This window comes from Ruegeria sp. A4 (assembly GCF_056543025.1).
In genome coordinates, this window is record NZ_JBQGAW010000001.1 from 576,520 (window position 1) to 603,322 (window position 26,803).

General features: G+C 57.8%; 32 protein-coding genes and 1 tRNA gene. 15 read left to right on the forward strand and 18 right to left on the reverse strand.

The genetic code is table 11. The features are described from left to right. Nucleotides 1–49: 49 nt before the first annotated feature. The gene (locus ACR0E2_RS02825; protein ID WP_256367496.1) at nucleotides 50–172 is read left to right on the forward strand and encodes a hypothetical protein; all 123 of its coding nucleotides are present in this window, start codon (nucleotides 50–52) and stop codon (nucleotides 170–172) included. Between the two features lie 184 nt (nucleotides 173–356). Here ACR0E2_RS02825 and ACR0E2_RS02830 read toward each other — a convergent pair whose 3' ends face one another. After that, entirely contained in the window at nucleotides 357–995 is a 639-nt protein-coding gene (locus ACR0E2_RS02830; protein WP_152457939.1) for a MarC family protein, read from the reverse strand. Nucleotides 996–1,054: 59 nt separating this feature from the next. Next, nucleotides 1,055–1,507, reverse strand: a complete 453-nt coding sequence (locus ACR0E2_RS02835) for an iron-sulfur cluster assembly scaffold protein (protein ID WP_480445091.1) — start codon at nucleotides 1,505–1,507, stop codon at nucleotides 1,055–1,057. Between the two features lie 48 nt (nucleotides 1,508–1,555). Between ACR0E2_RS02835 and hisI the strand changes: the two genes are divergently transcribed. Next, complete coding sequence (gene hisI / locus ACR0E2_RS02840) at nucleotides 1,556–1,945, forward strand: phosphoribosyl-AMP cyclohydrolase (RefSeq protein ID WP_152457941.1); 390 nt, start codon at nucleotides 1,556–1,558, stop codon at nucleotides 1,943–1,945. A 10-nt stretch (nucleotides 1,946–1,955) separates the two neighbouring features. On the opposite strand, the gene gluQRS is transcribed toward hisI, so the two are convergent. The 4 genes from gluQRS to ACR0E2_RS02860 form a co-directional block, all read right to left on the reverse strand. Beyond that, a complete protein-coding gene (gene gluQRS / locus ACR0E2_RS02845) occupies nucleotides 1,956–2,768 on the reverse strand; it encodes a tRNA glutamyl-Q(34) synthetase GluQRS (protein WP_480445093.1) in 813 nt (270 codons plus the stop codon). A 65-nt stretch (nucleotides 2,769–2,833) separates the two neighbouring features. Next, the gene (locus ACR0E2_RS02850; RefSeq protein WP_480445094.1) at nucleotides 2,834–3,448 is read right to left on the reverse strand and encodes a class I SAM-dependent DNA methyltransferase; all 615 of its coding nucleotides are present in this window, start codon (nucleotides 3,446–3,448) and stop codon (nucleotides 2,834–2,836) included. 37 nt (nucleotides 3,449–3,485) lie between these two features. Further along, a complete protein-coding gene (trmFO, locus tag ACR0E2_RS02855; protein WP_480445095.1) occupies nucleotides 3,486–4,826 on the reverse strand; it encodes a methylenetetrahydrofolate--tRNA-(uracil(54)-C(5))-methyltransferase (FADH(2)-oxidizing) TrmFO in 1,341 nt (446 codons plus the stop codon). Between the two features lie 253 nt (nucleotides 4,827–5,079). Beyond that, nucleotides 5,080–5,865 carry an enoyl-CoA hydratase gene (locus ACR0E2_RS02860; protein WP_480445097.1) on the reverse strand — a complete coding sequence of 262 codons (786 nt, stop codon included), beginning with the start codon at nucleotides 5,863–5,865 and terminating at the stop codon, nucleotides 5,080–5,082. A gap of 58 nt (nucleotides 5,866–5,923) precedes the next feature. On the opposite strand from ACR0E2_RS02860, the gene ACR0E2_RS02865 reads away from it, so the two are divergent. Beyond that, nucleotides 5,924–6,367, forward strand: coding sequence for a PaaI family thioesterase (locus ACR0E2_RS02865; RefSeq protein WP_171228740.1), 444 nt, complete (start codon nucleotides 5,924–5,926; stop codon nucleotides 6,365–6,367). 61 nt (nucleotides 6,368–6,428) lie between these two features. Here the strand turns inward: ACR0E2_RS02865 and ACR0E2_RS02870 are convergent, their stop codons facing one another. After that, complete coding sequence (locus ACR0E2_RS02870; protein WP_171115969.1) at nucleotides 6,429–6,656, reverse strand: DUF1127 domain-containing protein; 228 nt, start codon at nucleotides 6,654–6,656, stop codon at nucleotides 6,429–6,431. A gap of 99 nt (nucleotides 6,657–6,755) precedes the next feature. Here ACR0E2_RS02870 and ACR0E2_RS02875 point away from each other — a divergent pair, with 99 nt between their 5' ends. Continuing rightward, entirely contained in the window at nucleotides 6,756–8,159 is a 1,404-nt protein-coding gene (locus ACR0E2_RS02875) for an aminotransferase-like domain-containing protein (RefSeq protein ID WP_480445099.1), read from the forward strand. A gap of 3 nt (nucleotides 8,160–8,162) precedes the next feature. Here the strand turns inward: ACR0E2_RS02875 and ACR0E2_RS02880 are convergent, their stop codons facing one another. Then, nucleotides 8,163–8,528 carry a nuclear transport factor 2 family protein gene (locus ACR0E2_RS02880; protein ID WP_480445101.1) on the reverse strand — a complete coding sequence of 122 codons (366 nt, stop codon included), beginning with the start codon at nucleotides 8,526–8,528 and terminating at the stop codon, nucleotides 8,163–8,165. A gap of 243 nt (nucleotides 8,529–8,771) precedes the next feature. On the opposite strand from ACR0E2_RS02880, the gene rplM reads away from it, so the two are divergent. Together rplM and rpsI are read left to right on the forward strand one after the other, a co-directional pair. After that, the gene (gene rplM / locus ACR0E2_RS02885; protein ID WP_170354147.1) at nucleotides 8,772–9,230 is read left to right on the forward strand and encodes a 50S ribosomal protein L13; all 459 of its coding nucleotides are present in this window, start codon (nucleotides 8,772–8,774) and stop codon (nucleotides 9,228–9,230) included. A 6-nt stretch (nucleotides 9,231–9,236) separates the two neighbouring features. Further along, nucleotides 9,237–9,722, forward strand: a complete 486-nt coding sequence (gene rpsI / locus ACR0E2_RS02890; protein ID WP_152457951.1) for a 30S ribosomal protein S9 — start codon at nucleotides 9,237–9,239, stop codon at nucleotides 9,720–9,722. A 70-nt stretch (nucleotides 9,723–9,792) separates the two neighbouring features. Here rpsI and ACR0E2_RS02895 read toward each other — a convergent pair whose 3' ends face one another. From ACR0E2_RS02895 to ACR0E2_RS02935, 9 genes are all read right to left on the reverse strand, one after another. Next, nucleotides 9,793–10,953: an ABC transporter substrate-binding protein gene (locus ACR0E2_RS02895; RefSeq protein WP_480445103.1), complete on the reverse strand. Its 1,161-nt coding sequence runs from the start codon at nucleotides 10,951–10,953 to the stop codon at nucleotides 9,793–9,795. Between the two features lie 25 nt (nucleotides 10,954–10,978). Next, nucleotides 10,979–12,865: an AMP-dependent synthetase/ligase gene (locus tag ACR0E2_RS02900; RefSeq protein ID WP_480445105.1), complete on the reverse strand. Its 1,887-nt coding sequence runs from the start codon at nucleotides 12,863–12,865 to the stop codon at nucleotides 10,979–10,981. Between the two features lie 5 nt (nucleotides 12,866–12,870). Continuing rightward, the gene (locus ACR0E2_RS02905; RefSeq protein ID WP_152457954.1) at nucleotides 12,871–13,644 is read right to left on the reverse strand and encodes an ABC transporter ATP-binding protein; all 774 of its coding nucleotides are present in this window, start codon (nucleotides 13,642–13,644) and stop codon (nucleotides 12,871–12,873) included. Next, nucleotides 13,641–14,405 (reverse strand): ABC transporter ATP-binding protein, encoded by a 765-nt coding sequence (locus ACR0E2_RS02910; protein WP_480445106.1) that lies wholly within the window; start codon nucleotides 14,403–14,405, stop codon nucleotides 13,641–13,643. Before ACR0E2_RS02910 ends, ACR0E2_RS02905 begins: the two co-directional genes overlap by 4 nt. Next, nucleotides 14,402–15,499: a branched-chain amino acid ABC transporter permease gene (locus ACR0E2_RS02915; protein ID WP_480445108.1), complete on the reverse strand. Its 1,098-nt coding sequence runs from the start codon at nucleotides 15,497–15,499 to the stop codon at nucleotides 14,402–14,404. Before ACR0E2_RS02915 ends, ACR0E2_RS02910 begins: the two co-directional genes overlap by 4 nt. A gap of 3 nt (nucleotides 15,500–15,502) precedes the next feature. Next, nucleotides 15,503–16,378, reverse strand: coding sequence for a branched-chain amino acid ABC transporter permease (locus ACR0E2_RS02920; protein ID WP_171168199.1), 876 nt, complete (start codon nucleotides 16,376–16,378; stop codon nucleotides 15,503–15,505). 75 nt (nucleotides 16,379–16,453) lie between these two features. Continuing rightward, nucleotides 16,454–17,482: an alcohol dehydrogenase catalytic domain-containing protein gene (locus tag ACR0E2_RS02925; protein ID WP_480445110.1), complete on the reverse strand. Its 1,029-nt coding sequence runs from the start codon at nucleotides 17,480–17,482 to the stop codon at nucleotides 16,454–16,456. 200 nt (nucleotides 17,483–17,682) lie between these two features. Continuing rightward, nucleotides 17,683–18,240, reverse strand: a complete 558-nt coding sequence (locus ACR0E2_RS02930; protein ID WP_480445111.1) for a hypothetical protein — start codon at nucleotides 18,238–18,240, stop codon at nucleotides 17,683–17,685. 260 nt (nucleotides 18,241–18,500) lie between these two features. Beyond that, nucleotides 18,501–18,590: transfer RNA gene (locus tag ACR0E2_RS02935), tRNA-Ser, on the reverse strand. Nucleotides 18,591–18,713: 123 nt separating this feature from the next. Here ACR0E2_RS02935 and ACR0E2_RS02940 point away from each other — a divergent pair. The 9 genes from ACR0E2_RS02940 to ACR0E2_RS02980 all read left to right on the forward strand — a co-directional run bounded on the left by ACR0E2_RS02940 (nucleotide 18,714) and on the right by ACR0E2_RS02980 (nucleotide 26,168). Further along, on the forward strand, nucleotides 18,714–19,556 hold the full coding sequence (locus ACR0E2_RS02940) for a DUF2059 domain-containing protein (protein WP_171168195.1): 843 nt from the start codon (nucleotides 18,714–18,716) through the stop codon (nucleotides 19,554–19,556). After that, nucleotides 19,556–20,356: a DUF2059 domain-containing protein gene (locus ACR0E2_RS02945; RefSeq protein WP_480445113.1), complete on the forward strand. Its 801-nt coding sequence runs from the start codon at nucleotides 19,556–19,558 to the stop codon at nucleotides 20,354–20,356. Before ACR0E2_RS02940 ends, ACR0E2_RS02945 begins: the two co-directional genes overlap by 1 nt. A gap of 219 nt (nucleotides 20,357–20,575) precedes the next feature. Then, on the forward strand, nucleotides 20,576–21,187 hold the full coding sequence (locus tag ACR0E2_RS02950) for a 50S ribosomal protein L21 (RefSeq protein ID WP_152457962.1): 612 nt from the start codon (nucleotides 20,576–20,578) through the stop codon (nucleotides 21,185–21,187). Nucleotides 21,188–21,198: 11 nt separating this feature from the next. Further along, nucleotides 21,199–21,468, forward strand: a complete 270-nt coding sequence (gene rpmA, locus ACR0E2_RS02955) for a 50S ribosomal protein L27 (RefSeq protein WP_039535512.1) — start codon at nucleotides 21,199–21,201, stop codon at nucleotides 21,466–21,468. 95 nt (nucleotides 21,469–21,563) lie between these two features. After that, nucleotides 21,564–22,172, forward strand: coding sequence for a LysE family translocator (locus ACR0E2_RS02960; protein WP_480445114.1), 609 nt, complete (start codon nucleotides 21,564–21,566; stop codon nucleotides 22,170–22,172). Further along, the gene (locus tag ACR0E2_RS02965; RefSeq protein ID WP_152457964.1) at nucleotides 22,169–22,705 is read left to right on the forward strand and encodes a GNAT family N-acetyltransferase; all 537 of its coding nucleotides are present in this window, start codon (nucleotides 22,169–22,171) and stop codon (nucleotides 22,703–22,705) included. The genes ACR0E2_RS02960 and ACR0E2_RS02965 overlap by 4 nt, the downstream gene beginning before the upstream one ends. A gap of 38 nt (nucleotides 22,706–22,743) precedes the next feature. Then, nucleotides 22,744–23,778: a GTPase ObgE gene (gene obgE / locus ACR0E2_RS02970; RefSeq protein WP_480445115.1), complete on the forward strand. Its 1,035-nt coding sequence runs from the start codon at nucleotides 22,744–22,746 to the stop codon at nucleotides 23,776–23,778. Beyond that, nucleotides 23,766–24,872: a glutamate 5-kinase gene (gene proB, locus ACR0E2_RS02975; RefSeq protein WP_480445116.1), complete on the forward strand. Its 1,107-nt coding sequence runs from the start codon at nucleotides 23,766–23,768 to the stop codon at nucleotides 24,870–24,872. Before obgE ends, proB begins: the two co-directional genes overlap by 13 nt. Before the next feature lie 33 nt (nucleotides 24,873–24,905). Beyond that, on the forward strand, nucleotides 24,906–26,168 hold the full coding sequence (locus tag ACR0E2_RS02980; protein WP_480445118.1) for a glutamate-5-semialdehyde dehydrogenase: 1,263 nt from the start codon (nucleotides 24,906–24,908) through the stop codon (nucleotides 26,166–26,168). Here the strand turns inward: ACR0E2_RS02980 and ACR0E2_RS02985 are convergent. Further along, on the reverse strand, nucleotides 26,165–26,761 hold the full coding sequence (locus ACR0E2_RS02985; RefSeq protein WP_480446172.1) for a histidine phosphotransferase family protein: 597 nt from the start codon (nucleotides 26,759–26,761) through the stop codon (nucleotides 26,165–26,167). The genes ACR0E2_RS02980 and ACR0E2_RS02985 overlap by 4 nt on opposite strands. Between the last annotated feature and the right edge of the window lie 42 nt (nucleotides 26,762–26,803).

Genomic DNA, 26,803 nt, shown 5'->3' on the forward strand with positions numbered 1-26,803 from the left:
GAGAACAAAAGGTCAACAAAGGATTAAAGCTCTGACCGGAGGTGACCCTATGCTGACCCAGATCAAGACCGTATTCAGCCGCTCACAATCGACGATCCTACAGGATGCCGTGGGCGTGATGTCTCTGGTCGTGATCCTGATGGTCGCCTTGCACCTGCCGGTTGGCTTCTAAACCTTTCTGCCTGCGATCTCGTGCCGAAAAAAACCGCGCTGTCATCCCCATTTCAGTCAAGGGTGACCTGCCTGTCCCAAACCCCTTGAGGGGCCTTGCCTCGGCCCCGTGCGGTACTCCGGACCCCACGCGAGACACGCAATGCCTGCCGCCGCCCTTTCGCCCGGAAGGTGCGGCGGTTTTTTTACAACTGGCCGGTTTTGAAAATCTCAAGCAATGCGGACAGGACCGAATTGACCGCGACCGAGGCTAGGATCATCCCCATGATACGGCTGATGATCGCTGCTCCTGAATGGCCAATCAGGCGGATGATCGGTTCGGCCAGAAGCATGAGAACGAAGGCAACTACCAAAACCGACAGCATGACCAATGCGGTAATCCCCTGATCGGCTGCACTGTATCTATGGTTGTCCGTCAGGATCACCACTGCAAGCATCGCGCCGGGCGAGGCCAGAGATGGAACAGCAAGAGGAAATATCGCGGGATTCTGCTTGTGATACTTATCTTCCTGATCCTCTTCGGCCTGACGCTGTTCTATGTCTTGTTTGCTTTCGCCAAAGATCATGGTCAGAGCGAACAGAAACAGGATGATGCCGCCTGCGACCTGAAATGAATTCAGTCCAATATCCAGCGCTTCGATCAGCAATTGCCCAAACACGAGAAAGAACAAAAGGACGCCGGCGCTTATTATCGATGCCAACAAAGCTGTTTTGCGACGCGCGGCGGCCTCTAGCCCCGCAGTGACGGCAATGAAAACGGGAATAGTTCCAATCGGGTCAATCACGACCCAAAGAGTTACAAAATGCTCGAGTAGATTTTCCAAAACCCATCCCTCCTTAAATTTAAGCGGAAGGTAAACGGGTTTACATCAAATAGCTATGATCAGGCGCAATCTGCCTGTTCGGCCTGCGCCATGGCTTCGGCGGCGGCATCCAGCACCAGCAGAATTGACGCGTGGCGGTTCTTGTAGTCCCGCGCCGGCATCAGGACCTCAAGACCGTCAAACGGCGCATCCGGGGCGGGGCCGTCCTTTTTCAACATGGCCGCAAGCTGATCGCGCGCTGCTTCGACCTGCGCGCGCGTGGCACCAATGATCGCGTCGCCAACCACCGAAGCCGAGGCCTGTCCCAGCGCGCAGGCTTTGACATCCTGCCCGAAGGCGCTGACACGTCCATCCTGAACCTTCAGATCAACCGTCACGGTAGAGCCGCAAAGAGGCGAGCGTTTCTTGACCGTTGCATCCGGGTTTTCCAACCGATCCAGATGCGGGATGTCCGCCGCCAACGCCAGAATGCGTCCGGAATACAGCTTGATCAGGTCGTTCTCGCCGCTCATGGCTTTCCCTCGTCGTGTGTTCCTCATACATAGTGACCAACCCAACGGATGCAAAAGGTTTTTGTCATGTCTCACCCCGTCGCGTTTGATCCATCAACTCTGAAATATAACGAGGCGGGACTGATTCCGGCAATTGCGCAGGATGAGGTGTCGGGCGAAGTGCTGATGATGGCATGGATGAACGCACAGGCCATTGAAAAGACGCTGGAAACGGGTAGGGTGACCTATTGGTCGCGCTCGCGCCAGTCTTTCTGGATCAAGGGCGAAACCTCGGGCCATGTGCAGGAACTGGTGGATTTCCGCATCGACTGTGACCGCGATTGCCTGTTGGTTCTGGTGCGTCAAACCGGTGCTGCCTGTCACACCAACCGCCGGACGTGCTTTTATACTGCGGTGCGGGACGGGGCCGAGACCGAACTGATGGCCCCGATGGCGTAACTGAGCCAGATCAAAGCCCCACCATATGCCGGATGTCTGCCGGGCTGGCACCATCGGCCCGGTATTTCGCGATGGCACGCGCATCGTCGCGTTTCGCCAGCCGTTTGCCGGCGTCATCGCGGATCAGATCGTGATGATAATACGCAGGCGTCGGCAAATCCAACAACACCTGAAGCAGCACATGGATGCGGGTGGCTTCGAACAGATCCTGACCTCGGACTACATGGGTGATCCCCTGGGCCGCGTCGTCAAGAACGACGGACAAATGGTAGGACGTGCCCATGTCGCGGCGGGCCAGTACGATATCGCCGACATTGGTTTCCAACTCATCCGGGGTGAAAGAAATTGTTCCTGTTTCGCCACCGGGGCCGGAGCCCAGTTCCAAGAATTGGAATTTGGCCGGATCGTGGATTGTTCGACAGGCCTTGGTAACATCCAGTCGCAACACCTGGTCCCTTGGGTGAGGGTTTTGACTTAAGTCTATGCCCTGGTTAATTTTTCGACACGTACCGGGATAGATAATTCCGTCTGGACCAAGCAAGGGCGCGCCTTCCTGGGGCGCGCTTGCGGCGGCGGCAATATCTTTGCGATTGCACAGGCAAGGATACAGAAGACCTTTCATCCACAACCGCTCCAACGCGCGATCATAGATACTCAGCCGATCTGATTGACGCAGCACCGGTTCCGGCCATGTCAGCCCCAACCAATTGAGGTCATCATAGATCTGATCCTCCCAATGCGGACGCGAGCGGGACCGATCGATATCTTCGATGCGAAGCAAGAACCGGCCGTGTTCGGATCTGGCCATGTCGCTGGCGATCATCGCAGAATACGCGTGCCCAAGGTGAAGCGGGCCAGTCGGGGATGGCGCGAAACGCGTTACGAAAGTCACGCTTTTTCTATAACATACACGTCAGAGTTAAGGTTGATGCCGGGCAAGTGCGGCCCGTGTTCACGAAATAACAAACGCGCGGCACCCATGTCGACCCAATCCGTCAGTCGGCAGGTGAATTTGTGATCTTTCAGCGCATGATCGTTCAAGGAAAACGCCAGCAACCCACCTTTGGGCAAGGTGTGCATCAACTGGTCGAATGTCTCGGGCGGGGCCGCGCCCTGACCGATGACACCGATGGCGGTGATCACCGAATACGCGCCGCGCCTGAGCGGGGCCGGTTTGGTGATGTCAAACCCGGTCAGGGTTCGGTAAACACCCTTGGCCTCTGCCTCTTCCAGCATTTTGGGGGTGGGGTCGATGCCATCGATGACCTCAAATCCCGCCGCCCGCAAGGCGAGACCGGAAAGCCCCGTTCCGCAGCCGAAGTCCAGAATTGGCGTTTGGGGGTGAGGGTGGAATTGCCACAAAGCCGCGGCCACCCGTCCCGGGGTTGCATATCCCTGTTCCGCGACCTCTTTTTCGTAGGTCGCGGCCCAGTTCTGATAATGCGTTTCAGTGTCTTCAGGCGTGTCGAGATTGTAGGTGCTGTCCAGGAACTTGTCGCTCATCCCGTCATGCTAGGCCGAGATCACGCCGCGCGTCCAGTCAGCATTGATCCAACCAGGTTTGCCATTCTGTCTTGGCACGATCGGTATAGGCCTTGTACCGGTCCTTCCGGCCGCGTCGCCCGCCTTTCAGGCCGTCCACGGGGCGGAACAGGCCAAAGTTTACGTTCATCGGCTGAAACGTCTTGGCTTCGGCCCCGCCCGTAATGTGATGGATCAACGCACCCATTGCACTGTCTTTCGGCACTTCGGGCAAGTCACGCCCCAGTATTTCCGCGGCGGCCATGCGACCGGCAAGCAATCCCATAGCGGCGCTTTCAACATAGCCTTCGACGCCCGTAATCTGGCCGGCAAAGCGGATGTTGGGCTTGGATTTCAAGCGCATCTGTGCATCGAGCAGGGTGGGAGAGTTGATGAACGTGTTGCGGTGGATGCCGCCCAGCCGGGCAAAGCTGGCGTTTTCCAGGCCGGGGATCATGCGGAACACGTCGGTCTGGGCGCCGTATTTCATCTTGGTCTGAAACCCCACGATATTGAACAATGTGCCCAACGCGTTATCGCGCCGCAACTGAACCACGGCATGGGGTTTGACGTCAGGTGCATGGGGGTTTGTCAGCCCAACAGGCTTCATCGGACCATGGCGCAGTGTCTCGCGCCCGCGTTCGGCCATGACTTCAATGGGAAGGCAGCCATCAAAATAGCCTGCGGTCTCACCTTCGTGAAACTCGGTTTTTTCCGCTGCCAGAAGGGCGTCGATGAAAGCCTCGTATTGATCACGGTCCATCGGGCAGTTCAGGTAAGCTGTGCGTTCTTCCTCGGTCTCGCCTTTGTCGTACCGGGATTGCATCCACGCTTTGCTCATGTCGATGCTGTCGGCATAGACAATGGGTGCGATTGCATCGAAGAACGCCAGCGCGTCCGATCCCGTTTCCGCCCGGATGGCTTCTCCCAATGCGGGTGAGGTCAACGGGCCGGTCGCAAATATCCAATGGCCGTCATCAGGCAGCGAGGTGACTTCCTGATCGGTGACGCTCACGCGTGGGTGGGCGCGCAGTTTTGCGGTGACCGTCTCGGCAAACGGGTCGCGATCCACGGCCAGAGCCCCCCCTGCAGGAAGCCTGTGCGCGTCGGCGGTTGTCATGATCAGCCCATTGGCTGCCCGCATTTCCCAGTGCAGCAGACCGACGGCATTCTGTTCATCATCATCCGATCGGAACGAGTTCGAACACACCATTTCCGCCAGGTTTCCTGTCTGATGTGCGAAGGTGCCAACGGTGGGGCGCATTTCATGAATGATCACTTCAACGCCCATTTCAGCGGCTTGCCAGGCCGCTTCGGACCCGGCCATTCCACCGCCGACGATATGCAAAACTTGTGTCATGTGCAGCCACATAGGGCACCGCACACACAGGCGCAACTGCCGTATTGTATGTGACTGATTTGCTGGAGGGGTCTTGGGGTCGCCGCTGCGGGAATGTCAGCGCTGGTGAGAGAGACCAGCTGGAGGGACCTTCCGCCCACGGCGACCCAAAAGTGTCTTGAGGCCTTGGCCTCGACCCAGCTTTGCCACAGAGTTGCCCTTTTGAAAAGTGCAAAAATGAAGACAGTGGCAAAAAATGTTCAAAACAATTGCGTCATTGGGTCCAATTCGGGGGGCGCTTTTCAATAAAGGCGGAAATGCCTTCTTCTGTATCGCGGTACAACATATTCTGCGCCATTGCGTCTCCGGTATAGGCATAAGCTTGGTCCAAAGGCATTTGCAGCTGTTGATAGAACGCTTCTTTGCCGATCTTCACGGCGACGCCAAGCTTGGATGCGACCAGTTCCGCAAGCCCGTTGGCTTCTTGTTCCAGCAGCGCTTCTGGAACGACGCGATTTACCAGCCCCAATTCGGCGGCGCGCTCTGCTGAAATGAATTCGCCGGTGGTCAGCATTTCCAATGCCTGCTTTCTGGGGATGTTGCGGCTGAGAGCCACCATCGGCGTGGAACAGAACAGGCCGATATTGACCCCGTTGACGCCAAACCGTGTTCCTTCTGCGGCCACCGCCATATCGCAGGTTGCAACCAGCTGACATCCGGCGGCGGTCGCAATGCCATGGACTTGCGCGATAACGGGTTGCGGCAGGGACTGGATCGACATCATCATCCGGGCGCAACGGGAAAAGAGATCTTGAAAGTAAGCTTTGCCACCATCTTCGGATTGGCGTCCGGCCGTCATCTGCTTCAGGTCATGCCCGGCGCAAAACGCCTTTCCCGCCCCTGACAGGACTACGGCCCGAATCGAGCCGTCGTCGCGCAGCGCATCAAGTTCGGCTTGCAGCGCAGCCAGCATCTCATCACTCAATGCGTTCAGCCGGTCCGGGGCGTTCAGTGTCAGCCGTGCCACCGCGCCCGTGTCGTAACGTTCCAGAATTGCCATCTTGCCCTCCGTTCCCAAGTTGGGCCAACTCTAGGTCGGCAAGAGCAGGAGGGGAAGTATGGCTTTGGCAATGAATCGGGACGAACTGTCACAATACCTCAAAGAGGTGTTCCCGCAGGTGCACAAGGATTTCGTCGTTGAAGATTTGACCGAAGACACGATCACCATGCGCCTTGTGGTTCAGGATCAACATCTGCGCCCCGGGGGCACGGTTTCCGGCCCGTCGATGTTCGGGCTTGCCGATGTCAGTGTCTATGCGATGGTTCTGGCACGAAAAGGGCGTCAGTCACTGGCCGTTACCACCAACAGTTCCTTTGATTTCCTGCGCAAGCCGGAAGGCGGCGCCGATATGATTGCGGCCTGTCGTTTGTTGAAGCTGGGAAAAACACTGGCCGTTGGGGATGTGCTTTTATATTCGGAAGGCAGTGATCTTCCGGTTGCACGGGCAACGATGACCTATTCCCTGCCGCCAGCAGGGTCAGCTGCCGCGAATTTCGGATAAAAAAGGCCGGGGACAGGCCCCGGCCCAGGAAGAGGTCCCAATAATTGGGACTGGGAATCAGTCAGGGCTGCCAGAAAAAGCGCTTTGTTTCCCGGCCAGCCTGATGGCGGGTCAGCCCGACGTCCTGAAGCAGACGGTCATCCAGATAGCTCAGATTGACGCGACTGCGGCGACGGCGTTCCCATTGAGTGACCGCCGCCGCAAACCGCACGGCCAGAGCCGCGAGCAGAGGCAGCCGTGGGCTGTCGTTCAGCAGCAGAAGGGCGGTGGTGTGCATTGTGCGTGTCATCTCGGAATTCCTTTCAAATTGTATTGACACAAAACAGTATTGCTTGGTACATAAATTTGATACATTCGAAATTGTGTCAAAGGCAAAGGAAGAATTGTAATGGATACAATTTGGCCGGAGGCTCTGCCAAAATCCAAGGGTCCGAAATACACATTGGTTGCTGACGCAATAAGAAAAGCCATTGGTGACAAGAAATTAGATGTTGGCGCCAAGCTTCCGCCGGTTCGTGAACTGGCGTATCGCCTGCAAATCACACCTGGTACAGTCGCACGTGCCTATACGATCCTGACGGACGAAGGCTTGCTCCATGCCGAGGTTGGGCGCGGTACATTTGTGGCCCCGCCGAAATCACCGATTCTGGATGATGTCTGGGCCAGGCAACTGCATCTGAGGGAAGATAAGCACAACGCCAATGTCAGCCTGTTCAGCCCGCGTTTGCCGGATGCGGGGCAGGTCGCGCTCATCCGGGAATGCCTGCAAAAGGTTTCGCAAGCTGATCCCGGGTTGTTTCTGAATTACCCCACGCGGGACGCGTATCAACCCATGAGGCAATCGGTCGTGGATTGGCTGTCGGATTTGCCGCTGGGCCCGCTGACCCATGATGACATCGTCTTGACCCATGGCGGGCAGAACGGATTGTGTCTGGTGTTCCAGACCATCCTGCGCGGACCCAAACCAATCGTGTTGGTTGAAGACCTCTCTTACGCCGGGTTTCGTCGGGCCGGAGAGTTGATGCGCGCCGAAGTCATTGGCGTCAAGATGGACAAATGGGGCATCGATCCGGCGTCGATGGAGCATGTTTTGCGGCAAACCAATGCTCAGGCCGTTTGCGTCTCGCCAGAAGTTCAGAACCCCACCGGCATCCACACGCCGCTGGCACGCAGGAAAGAGGTCGTGGACGTCGCCCGGCGCTTCGACCTTCAGATCGTGGAGGACGATTGCTATCGCATGGGGGAGGCGCGCGAACCCAGTTATCGCGCGCTTGCACCCGAGCGGGGCTGGCACGTGTCGTCCATTTCAAAGATACTCACACCGGCTTTGCGCGTTGGCTTTGCCATTGCCCCAAAGGATCGCAGCGCCGATCTGCGCCGATCGGCCGAATATGGGTATTTTGGCCTGGCTCAACCCTTGGCCGAACTGACCCGGCTGCTGCTGTCGGATCCGCGTACCCGCCAGATTGCTCAGGATGTGCGCAAACGGATGGGCGATTATGTTCGGATCACCGTCAATGCGCTGGGTGGGTTCGATCTGAACTGGGCACCGGATGTGCCTTTTATCTGGCTGAACCTGCCATCGGGGTGGCGGTCTGCCGCGTTCAGCCGCGCGGCAGAGCGGGAAGGCATTCAACTCAGATCAGCGGATGAGTTTGCCCTGCGCGACGGGCGCGCGCCAAACGCCGTACGCATCGCAATGAATGGCCACGTTTCGTTGGAACGGTTCGAGGACGCAATGCTGAAGTTGCGCGCTTTGCTGGACAATCCGCCTGAACAGATCAGCGTCTAGCATTCAACTCAGCGGCGGCGGGTCGCCAAAGAATCCGGCCAGATGGGCAATTTTTCCGTCCTCGTCCAATCGAATGAAATCATGCCCGGCCACCATGATTGCGCCGTCGGGGGCCACCATATGCCACGTGAAGTGGATGACATCATGGTGCGACACAGGACTGCTGGTGATTTCGACACGCCCATTCGAAGTCAAAAGGACTTCGCCGATATGTGCACTCAACTGTTCACGGCCTGAAACATCGGCTGTCGGATCCACGTACCGACCGTTTTCCGCAAAGCACCGGGTCAGAAGCGCAAGCCGTTTATCGGCGGACTTTTCCTGCCAGGCCGCGCCATAGTTTTCAATCTTGCGCGTCAAATCCTGCATGTGATCCTCCGTGGTTGGGCATGATCAATTCCAACCGAGTGTATCAGAGTGTCGAAATTGAAGCGATTTTCGTGCTGAAATTGTGGGGTAAAATAATACCTATTTAACAAGCCATTGTTTTAAAACATTTTAAATGGCGTTTGGTCGCTTGACGTGGCGGTCATGCGTGTCTAGATACGAATCCATCGAATTCGGGCCGCCTCGCTTGGGGCGGTCTTTCACATCAAACAGGACTATCCTGCCATGAAAACCTTTTCTGCAACACCTGCAGACATCGACAAGAAATGGATCCTGATCGACGCCGAGGGCGTTGTTCTGGGCCGTCTCGCCTCGATCGTCGCCATGCGCCTGCGTGGCAAGCACAAAGCGTCGTTCACCCCGAACATGGACATGGGCGACAACGTCATCGTGATCAACGCTGACAAGATCCAGATGACCGGCAAGAAGCGCGAAGAAAACTTCTACTGGCACACTGGCCACCCGGGCGGCATCAAGTCGCGCACCAAACAGCAGATCCTGGAAGGTGCACACCCCGAGCGCGTCGTGACCCAGGCGGTCAAGCGCATGCTGCCGGGCAACCGCCTGGCGCGCAAGCAGATGACCAACCTGCGCGTTTATGCCGGTGCCGAGCATCCCCACGAGGCGCAAGCGCCCGAAGTTCTGGACGTCAAATCCATGAACAAGAAAAACACCCGGAGCTAATGACCGATGGCTGATCAGATCAATACTCTCGAAGAGCTGAGCGCCGTCGCAGGCGTTGAAACCGTGGCCGAAGAAGTCATCGTGCGTGAACCCGTACGTGACGAACTGGGCCGTTCCTATGCCACCGGCAAGCGTAAAGACGCTGTTGCCCGCGTTTGGATCAAGCCGGGTTCCGGCAAGGTCACCGTGAACGGGAAGGATCAGGATGTCTATTTTGCACGCCCCGTTCTGCAACTGATCCTGCGCCAGCCGTTTCAGGTTGCTGGTGTCGAAGGCGAGTTCGACGTTGTCGCCACTGTCAAAGGCGGTGGCCTGACCGGTCAGGCCGGTGCGGTCAAGCACGGCATCTCGAAGGCGCTGCAACTGTACGATCCGAACCTGCGTGGTGCTCTGAAAGCTGCTGGCTTCCTGACCCGCGACAGCCGCGTTGTGGAACGTAAGAAATTCGGTAAGCGCAAAGCCCGCCGTTCGTTCCAGTTCTCCAAGCGTTAATTCGCCGGGGACACCCAACAAAGAAAGGGCTCGCAATTGCGAGCCCTTTTGCATTGTTTTGCGGGAAATCTTATTCTTCGTAAACCAGTTTCCACGCGCCGTTTTCAACGACATTGACGAAAACCGTATCCGCGCCCTGATGGTCGTCAGGGCCATAGGTAATGTGGTTGCCGACCAGATCGTCCTGATAATCCAGTGTTTCCATCGCTTCGATAAAGCTGTCATGCGTCAGGTCAGGGCCCGCGGCCTCAAGCGCCTTGACCATCATTTCGGCAGCGGAATAGCCCAACATGGCAAATCCAACCGGATCTTCGCCGGTCGCGGCCTTGTACTCTTCGATAAACGCCGCCGGAGCAGGTTGGTCCGCACGCGCCCAAAGATCCTGCCACGAGGCTGCTGCATAGAACCCGTCAGTCACCCCACCGGGAACCTGCGCCACGACAGTCAGGAAACTGGCCGAAGTGCCGAGGAACTTCATGTCCGTCAGGCCCATCTTCTTGGCGGTGCCCACTACGGTGATCGCCTGCCGCACCCCAAGCGCCATGGTGACGATATCGCAGCCTTCTTCCTTGAGCTTGCTGAGCGACCCGACAAAATCCGTCTCATCCGGCTTGTGGGTCGTTTCAGATCCAAAAGCGATCCCGGCTTCTTCGGCGCCGGCCTTGCTGCCTTCAAGAATTTCCTCGCCGAAATCTGTCGGCAGATACATGGTGCAGACCGTTTTTGATCCAAATTCGCCGGCCAGATATTTCACACCGACACGCGCCTGATCATAGTAGGTCGAGAAAGACGTGAACTTGTTCCGCATCGGTTCCTGCAACATCTGACGCGCAGCGGTCAGAGGTGCCACGTTGGGAATGCCCTTGGGATCCAACAGCTTGAACCCGGCCATGTTCATCGGCGTGCCAAGCGATTGCAGCATGGCGAACACCTTGTCGCGGTTCAGCAGTTTGTTGTAGCCCTGCATTGCACGCGGCATCTGGTATCCGTTGTCCTCGACCACATAGCGGATTTTGCGCCCGTGTATGCCACCGGCTTCGTTCACCCGGTCGAATACCACATTCGCACCTTTGGTCGCCGGGACACCTACCGCGGCAAAGATGCCGCTCAGGTCGTTGACGGACCCGATGACAATCTCATCATCCGTCACGCCCTGCGTCTGAGCCCAACCTATGCTTACCGAGGCGGTCAACGCCGTGGCGGCGGCCAGCCATTTGAATGACTTCTTCATCTTTCTCCTCCCGAAAACTCTTTGGCTAAGTGTACATGTCTTCAATCAGATGTCCGTGTTTCTTTTCGACTAGGCCGCGTTTCAGCTTCATCGTGGCGGTAAGCTCGTCATCCTCGGCGGTCAGCAGAACGTCGATCAGGCGAAAATCCTTGATCTGTTCAACCCGCGCGAATTCCTTGTTCACTGCGGCCACTTCGGCGCCGATCAGTTCCTTGACTTCGGCCGCGGCGCAAAGCGAGGCAAAGTTCGAGAAAGGGATTTTCTGGTCCTGCGCATATTTTTCGACATTTTCCTGATCGATCATGATCAGCGCCGTGAGGTATTTGCGCCGGTCGCCGATGATCACCGCGTCCGAGATGTAATGGCTGAACTTCAGCCGGCTTTCGATTTCGGCCGGGGTGATGTTCTTGCCACCGGCGGTGATGATGATGTCTTTCAACCTGCCGGTGATGGTAACGTACCCGTCCTTGTCGATACGCCCCATATCGCCGGTGCGCAGCCAGCCATCGGCGGTAAAGCTTTCCGCCGTCTTTGCGTTGTTGCGCCAATAGCCCTGAAAGATGTTCATGCCCTTGAGCTGAATTTCACCTTCGTCCGAGATGCGGATATCGCACCCCGGGACGACCTTGCCGATGGTTCCGATCTTGTTGCTTTCCACGGTGTTGAGTGTGGCGAGGCCGGACGTTTCGGTCATGCCGAAACCCTCGACGATCGGCACACCGATAGCCCAGTACCATTTCAACAAATCCGCCGAGATAGGCGCAGCACCCGTGCCACCCCGGCGCAGTTTGTCCAAACCGAGCATCCGGCGCAGATTCTTCAGAACCAACTGATCCCAAACCCAGAACCGGGCTGCGATGGCGGCGGGAACGGGTTTTCCCGAACTCACGTACTCGGCCCGCCGTGCGCCGGCCTTCAGGGCAAGATCGTATGCCATTCGACCCAACGGCGTTGCATCCTGCGCCAGGATTTGCACATGCGCATAGATCTTTTCCCAAACTCTCGGGACCGCCGTGAAGGTCGAAGGCGAGACCTCTTGCAGATTTGCAAAGACCGTTTCAGGGCTTTCCGCGAAATTCACGGTGCAGCGGGCGGCGAGTGGAAAATAGACGGATACGTCGCGTTCCAGAATATGGCAGAGGGGCAGGAAACACAGTTGTTCGTCACTGGCCTGCGTTGGCAATGACCAGGCACCGGCCTCAATGCCGGCCAAGATGTTTTCATGGCTCAACATCGCGCCCTTGGGCTGGCCGGTGGTGCCGGATGTATAAACCAGCAAAGCTGTATCCTGAGGTTTGGCCAATGCGATTTCGGCTTCGAACCGTCCCGGATCTTCCTGTTCGGCCTGCTGGCCCAAAGCGAAAAGATCGTCGATCATCATGCAGCGCGGATGGGTCAGGTCGTGCAAGCCTTCGTCTTCCAGAATGATCACCTTGATCAGATCCGGAACTTGATTTTCGACTTCCAGAAACTTGTCCAGATGCTCTTCGTCCTCGACGATGAGGAACTTGCTGCCACTGTCGTTGACCAGATATTGCAGTTGATTGGCCGAATCCGTGGTGTAGACGCCAGAAGAAATGCCCCCGACGCACTGAATGCCCATATCAAACCACATCCATTCCTTGCGGTCCTCGGACAGGATCGAAACAACGTCACCGCGTTCCAGGCCCAGCTTGCGCAGGGCAAGCCCGATCCACATGGCGTGCTGCCAGTAGTCGGCCCAGGAATATGACTTCCAGATGCCCAAATCCTTTTCGCGATGGGCTGTACGATCCCCCAGTTCCGCGCAACGGTGTTGAAACAGCATGCTGATGGTGGTGCACCCATCCACGCGCAACGGGCGTTGTCCGGGGGTTGCATTCAGTTCAACGCCGTTGATCTTGACCTGCGAGGCGAGGGGCGTGGCATCCATCTTGCTTACCTCCACGTCTTCTTGCGTTTCCAACGGCGGCTTTCGCGTGCGCCTTCTTCCTGCACGCCAAGATAGAAGTTCTGGATGTCTTCGGATTTCAGCAACGTATCCGCAGCACCATCCATGACGATGCGGCCTACCTCCATCACGTATCCATGATGCGCCAGCCGCAACGCCGCATTGGCGTTCTGTTCGACCAGCAGCATCGTCATATGCTGTTCTTCGTTCAGACGTTTCAGAATGGCGAAAATTTCCTGCACCAAAAGCGGTGACAGACCAAGCGACGGCTCATCCAGCAGCATGATGCGGGGACGGGCCATCAGCCCCCGTCCGATTGCCAGCATCTGTTGCTGCCCGCCCGAAAGGGTGCCGGCCTCTTGCGTGCGACGATCTTTCAGAACTGGAAAGTAACTGAAAACAAGCTCGCGATCCTGGTCGATCTGCACTTTGTCCGTTCGGGTATACGCGCCGAGGCTCAGGTTTTCATCGACGGTGAGCAGAGGAAACACCTCGCGCCCTTCGGGTACATGCACGATTCCGCGCTGGACGACGGTATGCGGCTCGGCCCCCTGTATGTCGTCTCCATCAAAGGTGATCGTGCCTTTTTCCGGGTCCATCACCCCCGAGACGGTTTTCATCAACGTCGTCTTGCCGGCACCGTTTGCGCCAAGGATCGAAACAATCGTACCTTCGTGAACGTCCAGCGAAACACCGCGAATGGCCATGATCGGGCCATAAAAGCTTTCGACATTTCGGATTTTCAGGATTGGCGCGCTCATGAAGCCTTCCCAAGATAGGCTTCGATCACTGCCGGGTGCGATTGAACCTCGGCCGGGGTCCCAAGTGCCAGTTTTGCGCCGTCTGCCATGGCCAGAACCCGGTCTGACACGCCCGAGACCAGGCCCATGTCATGTTCTACCATCAAAACGGTGATGCCCATCTGCCGTCGGATATCATCGATCCACCAACGCATGTCTGTTGTTTCTTCCACGGACAACCCGGAGGCCGGCTCGTCCAGCAGCAAGAGTTTTGGGTCAGTTGCCAAAGCCCGTGCAACTTCGACCACTTTGCGCACGCCGTAGGGCAGCCCCGATATCATCTTGTCGCGATAGGCTTGCAGGTCGAGAAAGTCGATGATCCGTTCCACTTTCTCGCGGTTTTCCAGTTCCTGTCGCTTTGCCGACGGTGTGAACAGAATCTCGGAAATCAGGTTTGTCCTGCGGTGGCGGTGGCGTCCGACCAGCAGGTTTTGCAGAACGGTTGCGTGTTCGAACAGCTCGATGTTCTGAAATGTCCGCGCTACGCCATAGGCGGCGACACCGGACGGTTTGACCCGAAGGAGATCATGACCGTCATACCGGATCGCCCCGTCAACGGGATCGTAGAACCGGGAAATCAGGTTGAAAACAGTGGACTTGCCCGCACCGTTTGGACCGACGATGGCAAAGACTTCACCTTCCCGAACGTCGAATGACAGGTCATCCACCGCCGTCAGGCCGCCGAACTTGAGGGTGACATTTTCGAACTCCAGCAAGCTCATCTCAGACGCTCCGTCTTGAGATAGGATTTCTGCCGTTTGAACATGTCTTTTCGATAGAAGGGGAACAGCTCGAACCACGTGCGGATTTTCAGCCAGCGGCCATAGATGCCCATGGGTTCGAACAGGATGAAAGCGATCAGGATCATGCCGAAGATGCCGAACTCCAACCCCGGAATGGCGACTGTATTGCCGCCGAACAGGGCACCGGCATATTCTTTTGAGATCGACAGAAACTGCGGCAGGAACCCGATCACGGTCGCGCCCAGAAATGCGCCATGGATCGATCCCAGCCCACCGATGACGATCATCATAAGCAGTTGGATCGAGATCAGAACACTGAAGGTTTCGTTGTTGAACGCTCCGGCGAACAATCCCATCAGCGCCCCGGCCCAGCCCGTCACCGCGCAGGACAACGCGAAAGAGATCATCTTTGTCCGCGCGATGTCGATGCCCATGGCCTGGGCCGAAACCTCAGAGTCGCGCACCGCGATGAAGCTGCGCCCCAAAGGCGCGCGCAGCAGGTTGATATATCCCAGTGTGACCAGCACGGTGACGGTCAGGACCAGCCAGAAAAACTGATCGGGCGTTCCCCAGCGGTCCACCAGATGGCCGAAGATTTCGACCCCGCCGACATATTTGCCCGCAACGCCGCCAGTGATGGGTTCGGACAGAACGATGATGTCGTCCATCAGGATCGAAAGAGCCATGGTGAAGATGGCCAGATAGATGCCATGCAGGCGCAGGGCAGGGATCGCAACGGTCACGCCCGCGATCCCCGTCAGGATGCCGGCCAGCGGAAAAGCGAGAAGAAAGGGCACCCCGGCTTCAATCAGGGCAACGTTGGCATAGCAGCCAAAAGCCAGAAAGGCTGCGTGGCCCAGACTGACTTGACCTGTATGCCCGGTCAGGACCATCAGACCCAATCCGGCAATGGCCCAGATCAGGACGTTGGTCAGCTCGCCCAGATAGAACTCATCCAGCCACCAGGGGGCTGCGGCAACCACCGTCAGAAGGATCAGATACAGGACAAGCTGGTAAAGGTCTTTCCACGGGCGGATATCCTGCATGTAGTCGGTTTTGAAGATGATCCGCATGGCTCAGACCTTTTTGACCCGAACCTGACTGAACAACCCATTGGGGCGAAAGATCAGCACGGCAAGCAGCAGGGCGTATGGCGCGATCTGGCTGTAACCCGCCGCGATATAGCGGCTGGCGAAAGGCTCGATCACCCCGACGACAAGACCACCGGCCAGCGCCCCGGGCAAGCTTCCGAACCCGCCGATGACGGCGGCGGCAAATGCCTTGATGCCCAGCAATCCCGTTGTCGGATCCACGGCGCCCTTGGCGGCGAACAGAATGCCTGCAATCCCCGCTACGATCCCGGCCAGCGCCCAGATGAACCCCTGAACCCGCTTGACAGGCACGCCCATGTAATACGCCGCCAGCTGGTTTTGCGACGCCCCCTGCATCGCCAGCCCGAGCTTGGAACGGTTGAAAAAGACGTAAAGGCCCCATGTCAGCAGGATGGTGACGACGATCACGGCGACATCCTCCAGCCCCAGCACAAGGCCGCCAAAGCGCAGCTCCTTCCCTGCAAGCGGGTTTTGCAGCGTTTGCGGTTCGTGCCCCCAGATCAATCCGGCCACGAAACGGATCACGAAGCCCAGGGCGATGGTCAGGATAACGACGGCGGTCTGACTTTCGCCAAACAGGCGACGGATGATCAGGCGATCCAGAAGATATCCCAATGCCCCCATGATCCCCAGTGAGATCGGCAGGGCCAGCCAGAATGGCAGGCCCATATATTCGGTATTGGTCAGGCCGATGGTGACAAAGGCCCCCAGCATCATGAAATCGCCCTGCGCGAAATTCACCGCTTCGGTCGCCTTGTAGATCAGAACAAAGCCAAGCGCGATCAGGCCATAGACACACCCGTTTGCCAGTCCGCTGATCAGCAGCTGTGCGTTATCCAAACTGTCCTCCCTCGACCGGTTTGCCGGTGCCGCGTTCCGCCCGCGCGCGTCCTCCGGTGACGCGGGTTTGTTCTACTATGGCGTTATTATCACCTTGCCGTCACTCTTTTTCAGCGCATCAGCCAGGTTTTGTACAAGATTTCTGAGTGTAAGGCGTTCAGAAACATCCGTTTTCCAGCGCCCGTCGGCAAACCGGGCCTGAACTTCGGCCACGACACGCATCTGATCGGCGGGCGGGGTCGACATCATCCAGCTTGTCAGCCAGAACCCTTCGATCCGCTTTCCCATGAAAATCAACTGCCCTGTCTGAGTCAGCGTCGGCGCCTCGGTCGACAGCTTGCCATAACTGATCCAGCGCGCCCGGTTGGGCATGGCGCAGAACAATTGTTCGGACAATTGGTCCGTCACGGCATCCAGAAACACGCGCGGTTTCAGCTGCGCACTCAGATCAGCAAACTTTGCGACAATGTCTTCGTCGGTTGTCACAAGTACTTCGGCCGCGCCAAGGTCTTTCAACATCCCTGCCGTCTCGGCCCGGCGTACCAAAGCGATCGGCTTCAAACCCAGATCCCGACCAAGGCTGCACATCAGCTTGCCCAACTGGCTGGTCGCGGCTGATACGACAAAGGCATCGCCGTCGGCCTTGGCCATATCCACCATGGCCATCGCCGTCATTGGATTGACGATCTGGGCGGCCCCGTCATCGTCCGAGATATCAGGGCGCAGAGGGATGCACATCTGCATCTGCGTGACGACATACTCCGCCCAGGCCCCCGATCCGGCAGCGACGAACGCGACGCGTTGCCCTTGCAAGGCCTCGGCGCCCTTTCCTGCGGCCACGACGTCTCCGCATCCTTCAAATCCGGCGGGGGATCCCTTGACCCTTGGCTGCCCGTATTCACCTTTGATGAAATGCAGATCGGACGGATTGACCGAAGCTGCACGCAAACGGATCAGCACCTGGCCCGGGCCGGGTTCCGGCGTGGGAACTTCGGCTTCTTCCAACCAGTCGGCGGCGTTTTCAATGGCTGGTCCGGTCGCCGTACCGGAATACCCGTCATGCTTAAGGATTGCGGCGAACATAGTCTGTGGCAGGTCGGTCATCGGTTGATCCTCGAATTTGGCTGAATCAAAGCGCGCCCCTTGTCCGAAAAGCGTCAGACCAGTCGGGCAGGGCGCGGGCTTTTTGTCAGGCACAGCCAATCAAAAGCCGCGCAGGAGGTCAATTCAACGACACCGTAACGTAGGGGCAGCGCAGATGCGCCCCGGGGCAAAGGCCGACCCGTGGACCGGCCTTCAACACTTTACTGTTGGGTCAGCAGGTTGGTCAGTTCCTGAATTTTCTGAACAATCATTTCAGGCGAATCCTTGATATCATTCACAATCTTGATCGCCTGATCCTTCAGATCGGTGGCCAGAGTGCTGTCCTGAAGAGATGTCATAATGCCATCATAGTCGAAGTTGGTCGGGTCCAGCTTGCCTTCCTGAAGCCATGAGTTCAGCAACTCCTGCCCCTGACCGGCCAGCGCGGCCACCTGATCGCTGGCCTCCTGAGCAGCGTCAGAGGCCTGATCCGCCACCGATGACGCGGCTTCGCTTGCCTGATCTGCAACCGATGACGCCGCTTCTGTCGCTTGGTCCGTCAGCGACGACGCTGCTTCGGCGGCTTGTTCGGTCGCAGCATCGACAGCGTCAGAGGCAGCGTCCTGTACAGATGAAGCCGCGTCTGTCACAGCTTCGGCGGCTTCTTCTGCCGCGGTTTCCAAACGCTCGGCGGGTGTGGGTTCGGGTTGATTCAGGTAATAGTATCCGCCGGCGCCAATTGCGGCGATGACGATGGCAAGAATAAGAGTACGCGACATGGGTGTCTCCTTTGGAAATTGTGTCGCCGGAATGCGCTAAAAATAACTCAGGTACAAAGGGGAATTCCCGATAATTCTCAGCAGAATAGAGTATAAGCCGGGCTATGCTCATTGTCCTTTGAAACGCGGCAAGAACACGCCGGCACAAAGATGTCGCGCCCTGTTTTGGCGGCGATCCGCCGGGAATGGCCCGCAGCCGCAACCAATTTTCGGGCGCTTCTTGTGGGCCAAAAGGCAGCATTGAGCCTGCGTTGGGATAGTGGCGGAGAGACAGGGATTCGAACCCTGGGTGGGCTTGCACCCACAACGGTTTTCGAGACCGCCCCGTTCGACCACTCCGGCACCTCTCCGCGGGGGTCTGTGAGGGGGGGATTTAGTGAGGAACGGGCAGGGGTGCAAGCAGAAAATTCGGGAATTGAAGAAACCCGGGATTTTCCGTTGCCTGCCAGCGCAAAACTCCTAGTCTGATATCCATGATACAGTTTGTACGCCGCTCCGCCTTTTGGTTTCTGGCCCCGCTCTTTGCGCTTGTTCTGATCCCTTTGGAACTTTCCGCCGCCAGCCGTGATCGGATAGAGGCCTTTCTTACCACAACCGGGTTTGATGTTGCTCTGGAAAGCATCGCGCTGAGCTCGAGGTCTGCCCCTCAGATGCTGGGGATTGATCCCGATGGATTCGGATCGGACTGGACGCGTCTGGCAGACGAAGTCTTTGACGTCGGCGCCATGCACGAGACCGCGGTTTCCATCCTCGAACAAACCCTGAGTGATGAGGCTCTGACACACGCGGTTGACTTTTATGCATCGGATCTGGGTCAGCGCCTGGTTGAGGCCGAAAACGCCTCGCATATGCTCGAGGACGATGAGGCCAAGCAGCTGGAAGGCCAAAAAATCATCGCAGACCTGATCAAGGACGGATCGCAACGGGTCGAAAGTTTCAAGCGTATGAACAAGGCGATCGATTCGACCGGTACCGCAGTACGGGCCCTGCAAGAAATTCAGGTGCGTTTTCTTCTGGCAGCCAGCGCATCAGGTGTCATTGACCTGCAACTTGATGCGGATGAATTGCGTGCGCTGATGAAGCGGAACGAAGCCGGTATGCGCCAGTCGCTGCAACTGTCCAGCCTTGCGGGGGCAGCCTATACCTATCAGGACTTTTCCGATGCGGATGTCGACTCGTATGTCGAGGCGCTGGAACAACCCCTGATGCAGGAAGTGTATGAACTGCTGAACGCGATCCAATACGAAATCATGGCCATGCGGTTCGAAGTACTTGCGGCCCGAATGGCCGAATTGCACCCCGCGCAGGATATTTGATGCACCGCATTTTTCTGGCGATTGCGTTTGTTCTGTGGGGCGCACAATTGCTGGCCGATCAAAGGGTCGACCGGCTGGCGCAGGCCATGCATCTTTCGCATGTGATGGAAATTCTCGTACAGGAAGGTCAAGGGCACCGCGAGGAACTTGACGAAACGCTGTTGGACAATACCGGCGGCGCGTATTTTGAAGCACAGGTCAAAGACATTTACGACCCGGTCTTGATGCAGAGATTTCTGACGGATGCCTTTGAGGCGGGTCTGTCCGTTGCGCAGCTTGATCAAGCGATCCTGTTTTTTGAAAGCGATCTTGGTCAGACGATCGTGTCGCTGGAAAACTCGGCCCGGCAGGCGATGTCGGACCCGGCCATCGAGGACATGGCCCGCGAAGCTTACGAGTCCGTTGAGCGCGACTCGACTCGTTTCGAGTTGGTCGATGAGTACATCCAGGCAAATGACCTTGTTGAAAAGAACGTTCATGGGGCGCTGAGTTCCGACTACAGCTTCTTTCAGGGCCTTGATGTCGACGCGCAAGGCGACGAACAGGAATTGCTGGCCGAACTTCTGTCACAGAAAGAAAGCCGCGCAGCGGAAACCGAGGCGTGGCTTTATTCCTTTCTTCTGATGGCCTATCGGCCGTTGGACGAGACCCAGATGCGTGAGAATATTGCGTTCTCCAGAACCGAAACCGGGCGCGCCCTGAACGAGGCGCTTTTCGACGGCTTTGACCGGATGTTCAACGATATCTCTTTCCGGTTGGGGCGGGCGGTCGCACAGACACTCAGGGCGTCTGATCTCTGACGACGCTTTGGTGTTGACTTTTCCCGGCGATCTATGGATAAGCGCGCATCCCGGCCGGTTTTCCGTGCCGGGTATCGTTATTATTTGACCCTTGGGATGTCCTGATGGTCATTCACACAGCCCGAAAAGGGCGCGCTGTTCGAGGTGGCTTTCAAGTGTCTTGGGGCCGGAAACTCCCGGAAGGGGACCACAGAACGCGGTTAGACAAAGGAAAGACGCATGTTTGCGGTCCTCAAGACTGGCGGCAAGCAGTACAAGGTTCAGGCGGGTGATATCCTCCGCGTTGAAAAGCTGGCTGCCGACGCAGGTGAAAAAGTTCAATTCAACGATGTTCTGATGCTGGGTGGCGACGCTCCGGTCGTTGGCGCACCGTTCATCGAAGGCGCAGGCGTTCAGGCCGAAGTTATCGAACAGATCAAAGGTGACAAGGTCATCAAGTTCGTCAAGCGTCGTCGTAAGCACAGCTCGAAGCGTACCGTTGGCCACCGTCAGAAGCTGACACTGGTCAAGATCACCGACATCCTGTCGTCGGGCGCTGACAAGTCGGGCATCAAGGCTGCAACCGGTTCGGCTCCGGCTGGCGAAGCGGCACCTGCTGCAAAGCCCGCCAAGAAAGCCGAAGCCAAGGCAGAGGCACCTGCCGCTGCTGCTGCGGACGATCTGACCAAGCTGAACGGTGTCGGCCCTGCCGCTGCCAAGAAGCTTGCCGAAGCCGGTATCGAGAGCTTTGCCGCTCTGGCCGCCTTGTCGGACGAGCAGATTGCTGCTATCGAAACGGTCAAAGTGAAACCCGAATGGGTTGAGCAGGCCAAAGAGCTGGCCAAAGGCTAAGGAGAGAGAGAATGGCACATAAAAAAGCTGGCGGTTCCTCCCGTAACGGCCGCGACTCAGCGGGTCGTCGCCTTGGCGTCAAACTGTATGGTGGCCAGGCTGCCATCGCAGGCAACATCATCGTGCGTCAGCGCGGCACCAAGTTCTGGCCGGGCGAAGGCGTCGGTATGGGCAAGGATCACACCATCTTTGCAACCACTGATGGCGCCGTGAAGTTCCACAAGGGGCTCAAAAACCGCACCTTCATTTCGGTCCTGCCAGTGGCGGAGGCCGCAGAGTAAGCCGAAACCCAGAAGGTTTAAGAAAAATTCATGGGGGACCGGCACAAAGTGCCGGTCCTTTTTTCGTTTTAACGCAGTCGTGATCAAACAAACCGATGACAGTCGCAACCACCAGTTTCCTGATCTTTGCCGCCAGCCAGGTCGGCACGCCGGGACCGGCCAACATGGTCCTGCTGGGTACTGGTGCGCGTTTTGGATTTCGCGCCGCGTTGCCTTTTGTCGGAGGTGTTATCCTTGGGAAGCAGTTGATCATTTGGCCGGTCGGCTTTGGATTGCTGCAACTCGCGGATCAGGCACCCGCGGTGTTTACGGTGCTTAAATACGCGTCAGCGGCCTATATTTTTTGGCTGGCGTGGAAGATCGCCAACACGCGTTTGTCGCGACAACAGGCTGAAGGGAACGCCCCCGGCTTTCTGGCCGGGCTGATTGTTCATCCGCTCAACCCCAAGGCCTGGGCCATGATCATTGCCGGGTTCACCGGGTTCGTGGCTGCGGGCACCCCCAGTTTCGAAGCGACGGTTACGATTGCTCTGTGTTTGTTGTTTTGCCAGGTGATCCTTCATCCGATCTGGACTTTTGCGGGCGATAGAATTGCCCATGCGGTTGAAGGACGACCCGTTGAAAAATATCTGATGTGGACGTTGGCAGGCCTTACGGTTTCGTCCGTACTTTTCGTGTTGTTCGGAGGAGGAACACACCCATGAAACTTGAAACAATAATAAATCAGCCGGTCATAGAAACCGAGCGGTTCGATCTGCGCCCTCTGCGTCGGTCGGATATGGGGCTGATCGAGCACTATGCCGGTGATGAGCGTGTGGCGCGCATGACGACGAGTATCGCGCATCCTTTGGCCCCCGGCTCGACCGAGGCCTTTGTGACGCGCTCGATGGCCGAGGACCGGGACGAGGACGTCTGGGTCATGGATGCCACCAAGGACGGCGGTCCGGAACTGATCGGTCTGATCACGCTGAAGCGGCTGGATCGGAACCAGTCCGAAGTGGGCTATTGGGTGGCGCCGATCTACTGGAACACCGGCATTGCGTCGATGGCTGTCGAAGCGCTGGTAAATGCCAACCCGCTGAAAAACGCGACGATGTTTGCCAGCGTGTTTCAGGACAATCCGGCCTCGGCGCGGGTCCTGACTCATTGCGGGTTCCAGTATCTTGGCGATGCAGAAAGCTATTCGGTGGCGCGTGATGCGAATGTGCCCACCTGGACATACAGTAAAAAACTCTGACTTGTGGCCGATGGGGCCTTTGCAGTAGGGGACAGACCATGAAATTTCTCGATCTTGCAAAGGTCTACATCCGGTCCGGGGCTGGCGGTAGCGGTTGCGTCAGCTTCCGACGCGAAAAATACATCGAATACGGCGGCCCTGATGGCGGGGACGGCGGTAAAGGCGGGTCTGTCTGGGCCGAAGTCGTGGACGGGCTGAACACCCTGATCGACTTCCGGTTTCAGCAGCATTTCTTTGCCAAGAACGGCCAGCCGGGCAGGGGCCAGCAACGTACCGGCAAGGATGGCGATGACATTGTCCTGCGCGTGCCTGTCGGCACCGAGATCCTGGATGAGGATGAAGAAACCGTCATCTGCGATCTGACCGAGGTGGGTCAGCGCGTTCTGCTTGCAAAAGGGGGCAATGGCGGTTTCGGCAATCTGCACTTCAAATCGGCCACCAACCAGGCCCCCCGGCGTGCGAATCCGGGGCAGGCCGGCATTGACCGCACGATCTGGCTGCGTCTGAAGCTGATCGCCGATGTGGGTCTGCTGGGCATGCCAAATGCAGGCAAATCGACCTTTCTTGCAGCCACGTCAAACGCGCGGCCCAAGATCGCGGATTATCCGTTTACCACGCTGCACCCAAATCTGGGTGTCGTGGGGGTCGACAACGTGGAATTCGTGGTGGCCGACATCCCCGGCCTGATCGAAGGCGCACATGAGGGCCGCGGGATCGGAGACCGCTTTCTTGGTCATGTTGAGCGCTGCGCCGTGCTGCTGCATCTTGTCGATGGTACCTCGGAAACGGTTGCAAATGACTACCGCACAATTATCCACGAGCTTGAGGCCTATGGCGGTGAGCTGGCCCAGAAACCCCGGATCACCGTCCTGAACAAGGTCGATGCGCTGGATGACGAAGAACGTGATCTGGCCAAAGCCGAGCTTGAAGAGGCCGTTGGCGGCCCGGTGATGATGATGTCCGGTGTTGCTCATCAAGGTGTAACCGAGGTTTTGCGCGCGTTGCGCGGCCAGATCGATGACAATCGTGTGCGTCAGAAACCCGCTGAGGAGGCGCAGCCTTGGCAACCCTGACTTCAGCGCGCCGATTGGTTGTCAAAATCGGGTCGGCTTTGCTGGTTGATCGCGAAACCGGCCTGTTGCGCAAGGAATGGTTGTTTTCGTTGGCGCAGGATGTCGCATGGCTCAAGGGGCAGGGGACAGATGTAATCCTCGTCTCGTCCGGATCGATTGCACTGGGCCGCGGCGTTTTGGGTCTGTCCATGGCGACATTGCCGTTGGAAAAGTCGCAAGCTGCCGCTGCCGTCGGGCAAATTCGTCTGGCGCGCGCATATGAAGAGGCGTTGACCCCTCATGGGATCACCACGGCGCAGGTTTTGGTGACATTGGAGGACAGCGAGGATCGCCGCCGCTATCTGAATTCACGCGCGACCCTGGAAACGCTGCTGGGTTTGGGTGTCGTGCCGATCGTCAACGAAAACGATACCGTAGCAACGGATGAGATCCGGTATGGCGACAATGATCGTCTGGCCGCGCAAATCGCGGTAACGGTCGGAGCGGATCAGTTGATCCTGCTGTCAGATGTCGATGGTTTCTATTCGGGCAACCCCAACGAGGACGCCTCGGCCACGCGTTTCGAAACGATCGACAAGATCACGCCCGAAATCGAAGCCATGGCGGGCGATGCGGGCTCTGGCCTGTCAAAGGGCGGAATGAAGACAAAGCTGCTGGCCGCCAAGATGGCCACCGCGGGCGGATGTGCGATGGCGATCACGGAAGGATCGGTTCTGAACCCTCTGAAAACGCTGGAAAATGGCGCGAACTCGACGTGGTTTACCGCAACGCTGGACCCGCATGCTGCGCGCAAACGTTGGATTTCGGCCATGAAACCGCGTGGCGAAATCACCATCGATGAAGGGGCTGCCAATGCGCTGGCAAATGGCAAAAGCCTGTTGCCCGCGGGTATTGTTGAAGTGACCGGCGATTTCGGGCGCGGCGACCCTGTCGCGATCCTTGACCCCAAGGCCCGCCGGCTGGCGCAGGGGATCAGCCGTTACACCGCGCAGGAGGCTGACGCGATCAAGGGGCGCAAATCGTCCGAGATCGAGGCGACCCTTGGATATCCCGGCCGTGCGGCCCTTATTCACCGGGATGACCTGGCCCTGTAAATACTGAAAAAGATGACCTGAAAGGCACGCGACATGAAAGATTTCGACAGCATTCCCGCTCTGATGGCTGATCTTGGGAAACGTGCCAAAGCGGCATCGCGCGATCTGGCTTTTGCAAGCCCAGAACGCAAACATGCCGCCCTGATTGCTGCGGCCGACGCGGTTTGGGCCAATCGGGCGCAGATCATCGAAGCCAACCGGAAGGATCTGGAGTTCGGCCGCGAGAAAGGTCTGAGCCCGGCGATGATGGATCGGCTGATGCTGGATGAGGCGCGTGTTCAGGGCATGGTCGATGGTCTGCGCGCGGTGGCTGATCAGACCGATCCGGTGGGCGAAGTGCTGGCCGAATGGGACCGCCCGACCGGATTGAAAATCCAACGCGTACGCACCCCGCTGGGTGTGATCGGCGTGATCTATGAAAGCCGCCCCAATGTCACGGCCGACGCAGGTGCGCTGTGTCTGAAATCCGGAAATGCCGTCATTCTGCGTGGCGGCTCCGAGAGCTTTCATTCTTCGACAGCGATTCATGCCTGCCTGGTCGAGGGGCTGAAGGCCGCCGATCTGCCGGAAGATTCGATTCAACTGGTGCCGACACGTGACCGTGCGGCGGTTCAGGAATTGCTGACCATGACCGACTATGTCGACGTCATCGTTCCGCGCGGCGGCAAGGGCTTGGTCGGGCTGGTCCAGCGTGAGGCCCGTGTGCCTGTTTTTGCCCATCTTGAAGGCATCGTGCACATCTATGTCGACAAGGCCGCAGATCCGCAGAAAACGCTGGACGTGGTGTTGAACGCCAAAACGCGCCGTACCGGGATCTGCGGCGCTGCCGAATGCCTGCTGATCCATCAGGACATCGCCGAAACGCTGGGGCGTGACGTGATCGCCGCGCTGCTGAAAGCAGGGGTCGAGGTTCACGCCGAAGGCGCTCTTGCGGTCGAGGGTACAATTTCCGCGACGGCGGAGGATTGGGGAAAAGAGTTTCTGGACAGCGTGATCGCGGCCAAGCCCGTCGCCGATATCGATGCAGCCATTGCGCATATCCGGCATTACGGGTCGAACCATACCGATTGCATCATGACCGAGGATGACACGGCCGCGGCCTGTTTCTTTGAGCGCCTTGATAGCGCAATTCTGATGCACAACGCTTCGACTCAGTTCGCCGATGGTGGTGAATTCGGGATGGGCGCCGAGATCGGTATCGCCACGGGCAAAATGCATGCCCGCGGCCCGGTGGGGGCCGCCCAATTGACCAGTTTCAAATATCTTGTGCGCGGGAACGGAACGATTCGGGATTAAAAACGCAGCAAAAAGCGGGTCGCTGCGGTTTCCACGGAAACGCGCCGACCCATCGCATGTGCCGTTTCGGGCAGCAGAGCGAACTGGACCTGCGCGGGTGTAATCTTGTTGGGAAACCGGCCGGTTGCAACATGTTTCCACAGTTCAGTGTCCACGTTCAGCTTGTCCGCTGTCCCGGTGACCGACCATTTTCCATCCTGGGTCGCGATTTCGACTGTACCGCCCAGTGGCATGGCGCTTTCGAAACACATGATTGCCAAAAAGGCCAGTTTGACCTGATTTCGGGGCACGGGCTCCTTCAGATTCCAGTTTACCCGCACCCGTCCGGTGCGTTCGATGTCCTTGAGCAGTTCGGCCACTTCAGCCCGGCCCAGTGGCTGTTCTCCTGCTGATCCGAAGGCAACCCGGAAAAACCGGATACGCGCGCCCGCACTGCCGACGCTGCCCGAGATCAACTCCATCTCGGGGCCCTGGACAGCGCCAACCATGTCCAACAGCTCCAGCCCGTTGGTGATCGCCCCGATCGGGCTGATCAGATCGTGGCAGATCCGTGAGCCGATCAATTCAGCCAGGTTGACGTTCGCGTTGCCCATGCGTACCTCCTGCGGTATCTGCCGCAGGAACTGGAAGCCCCA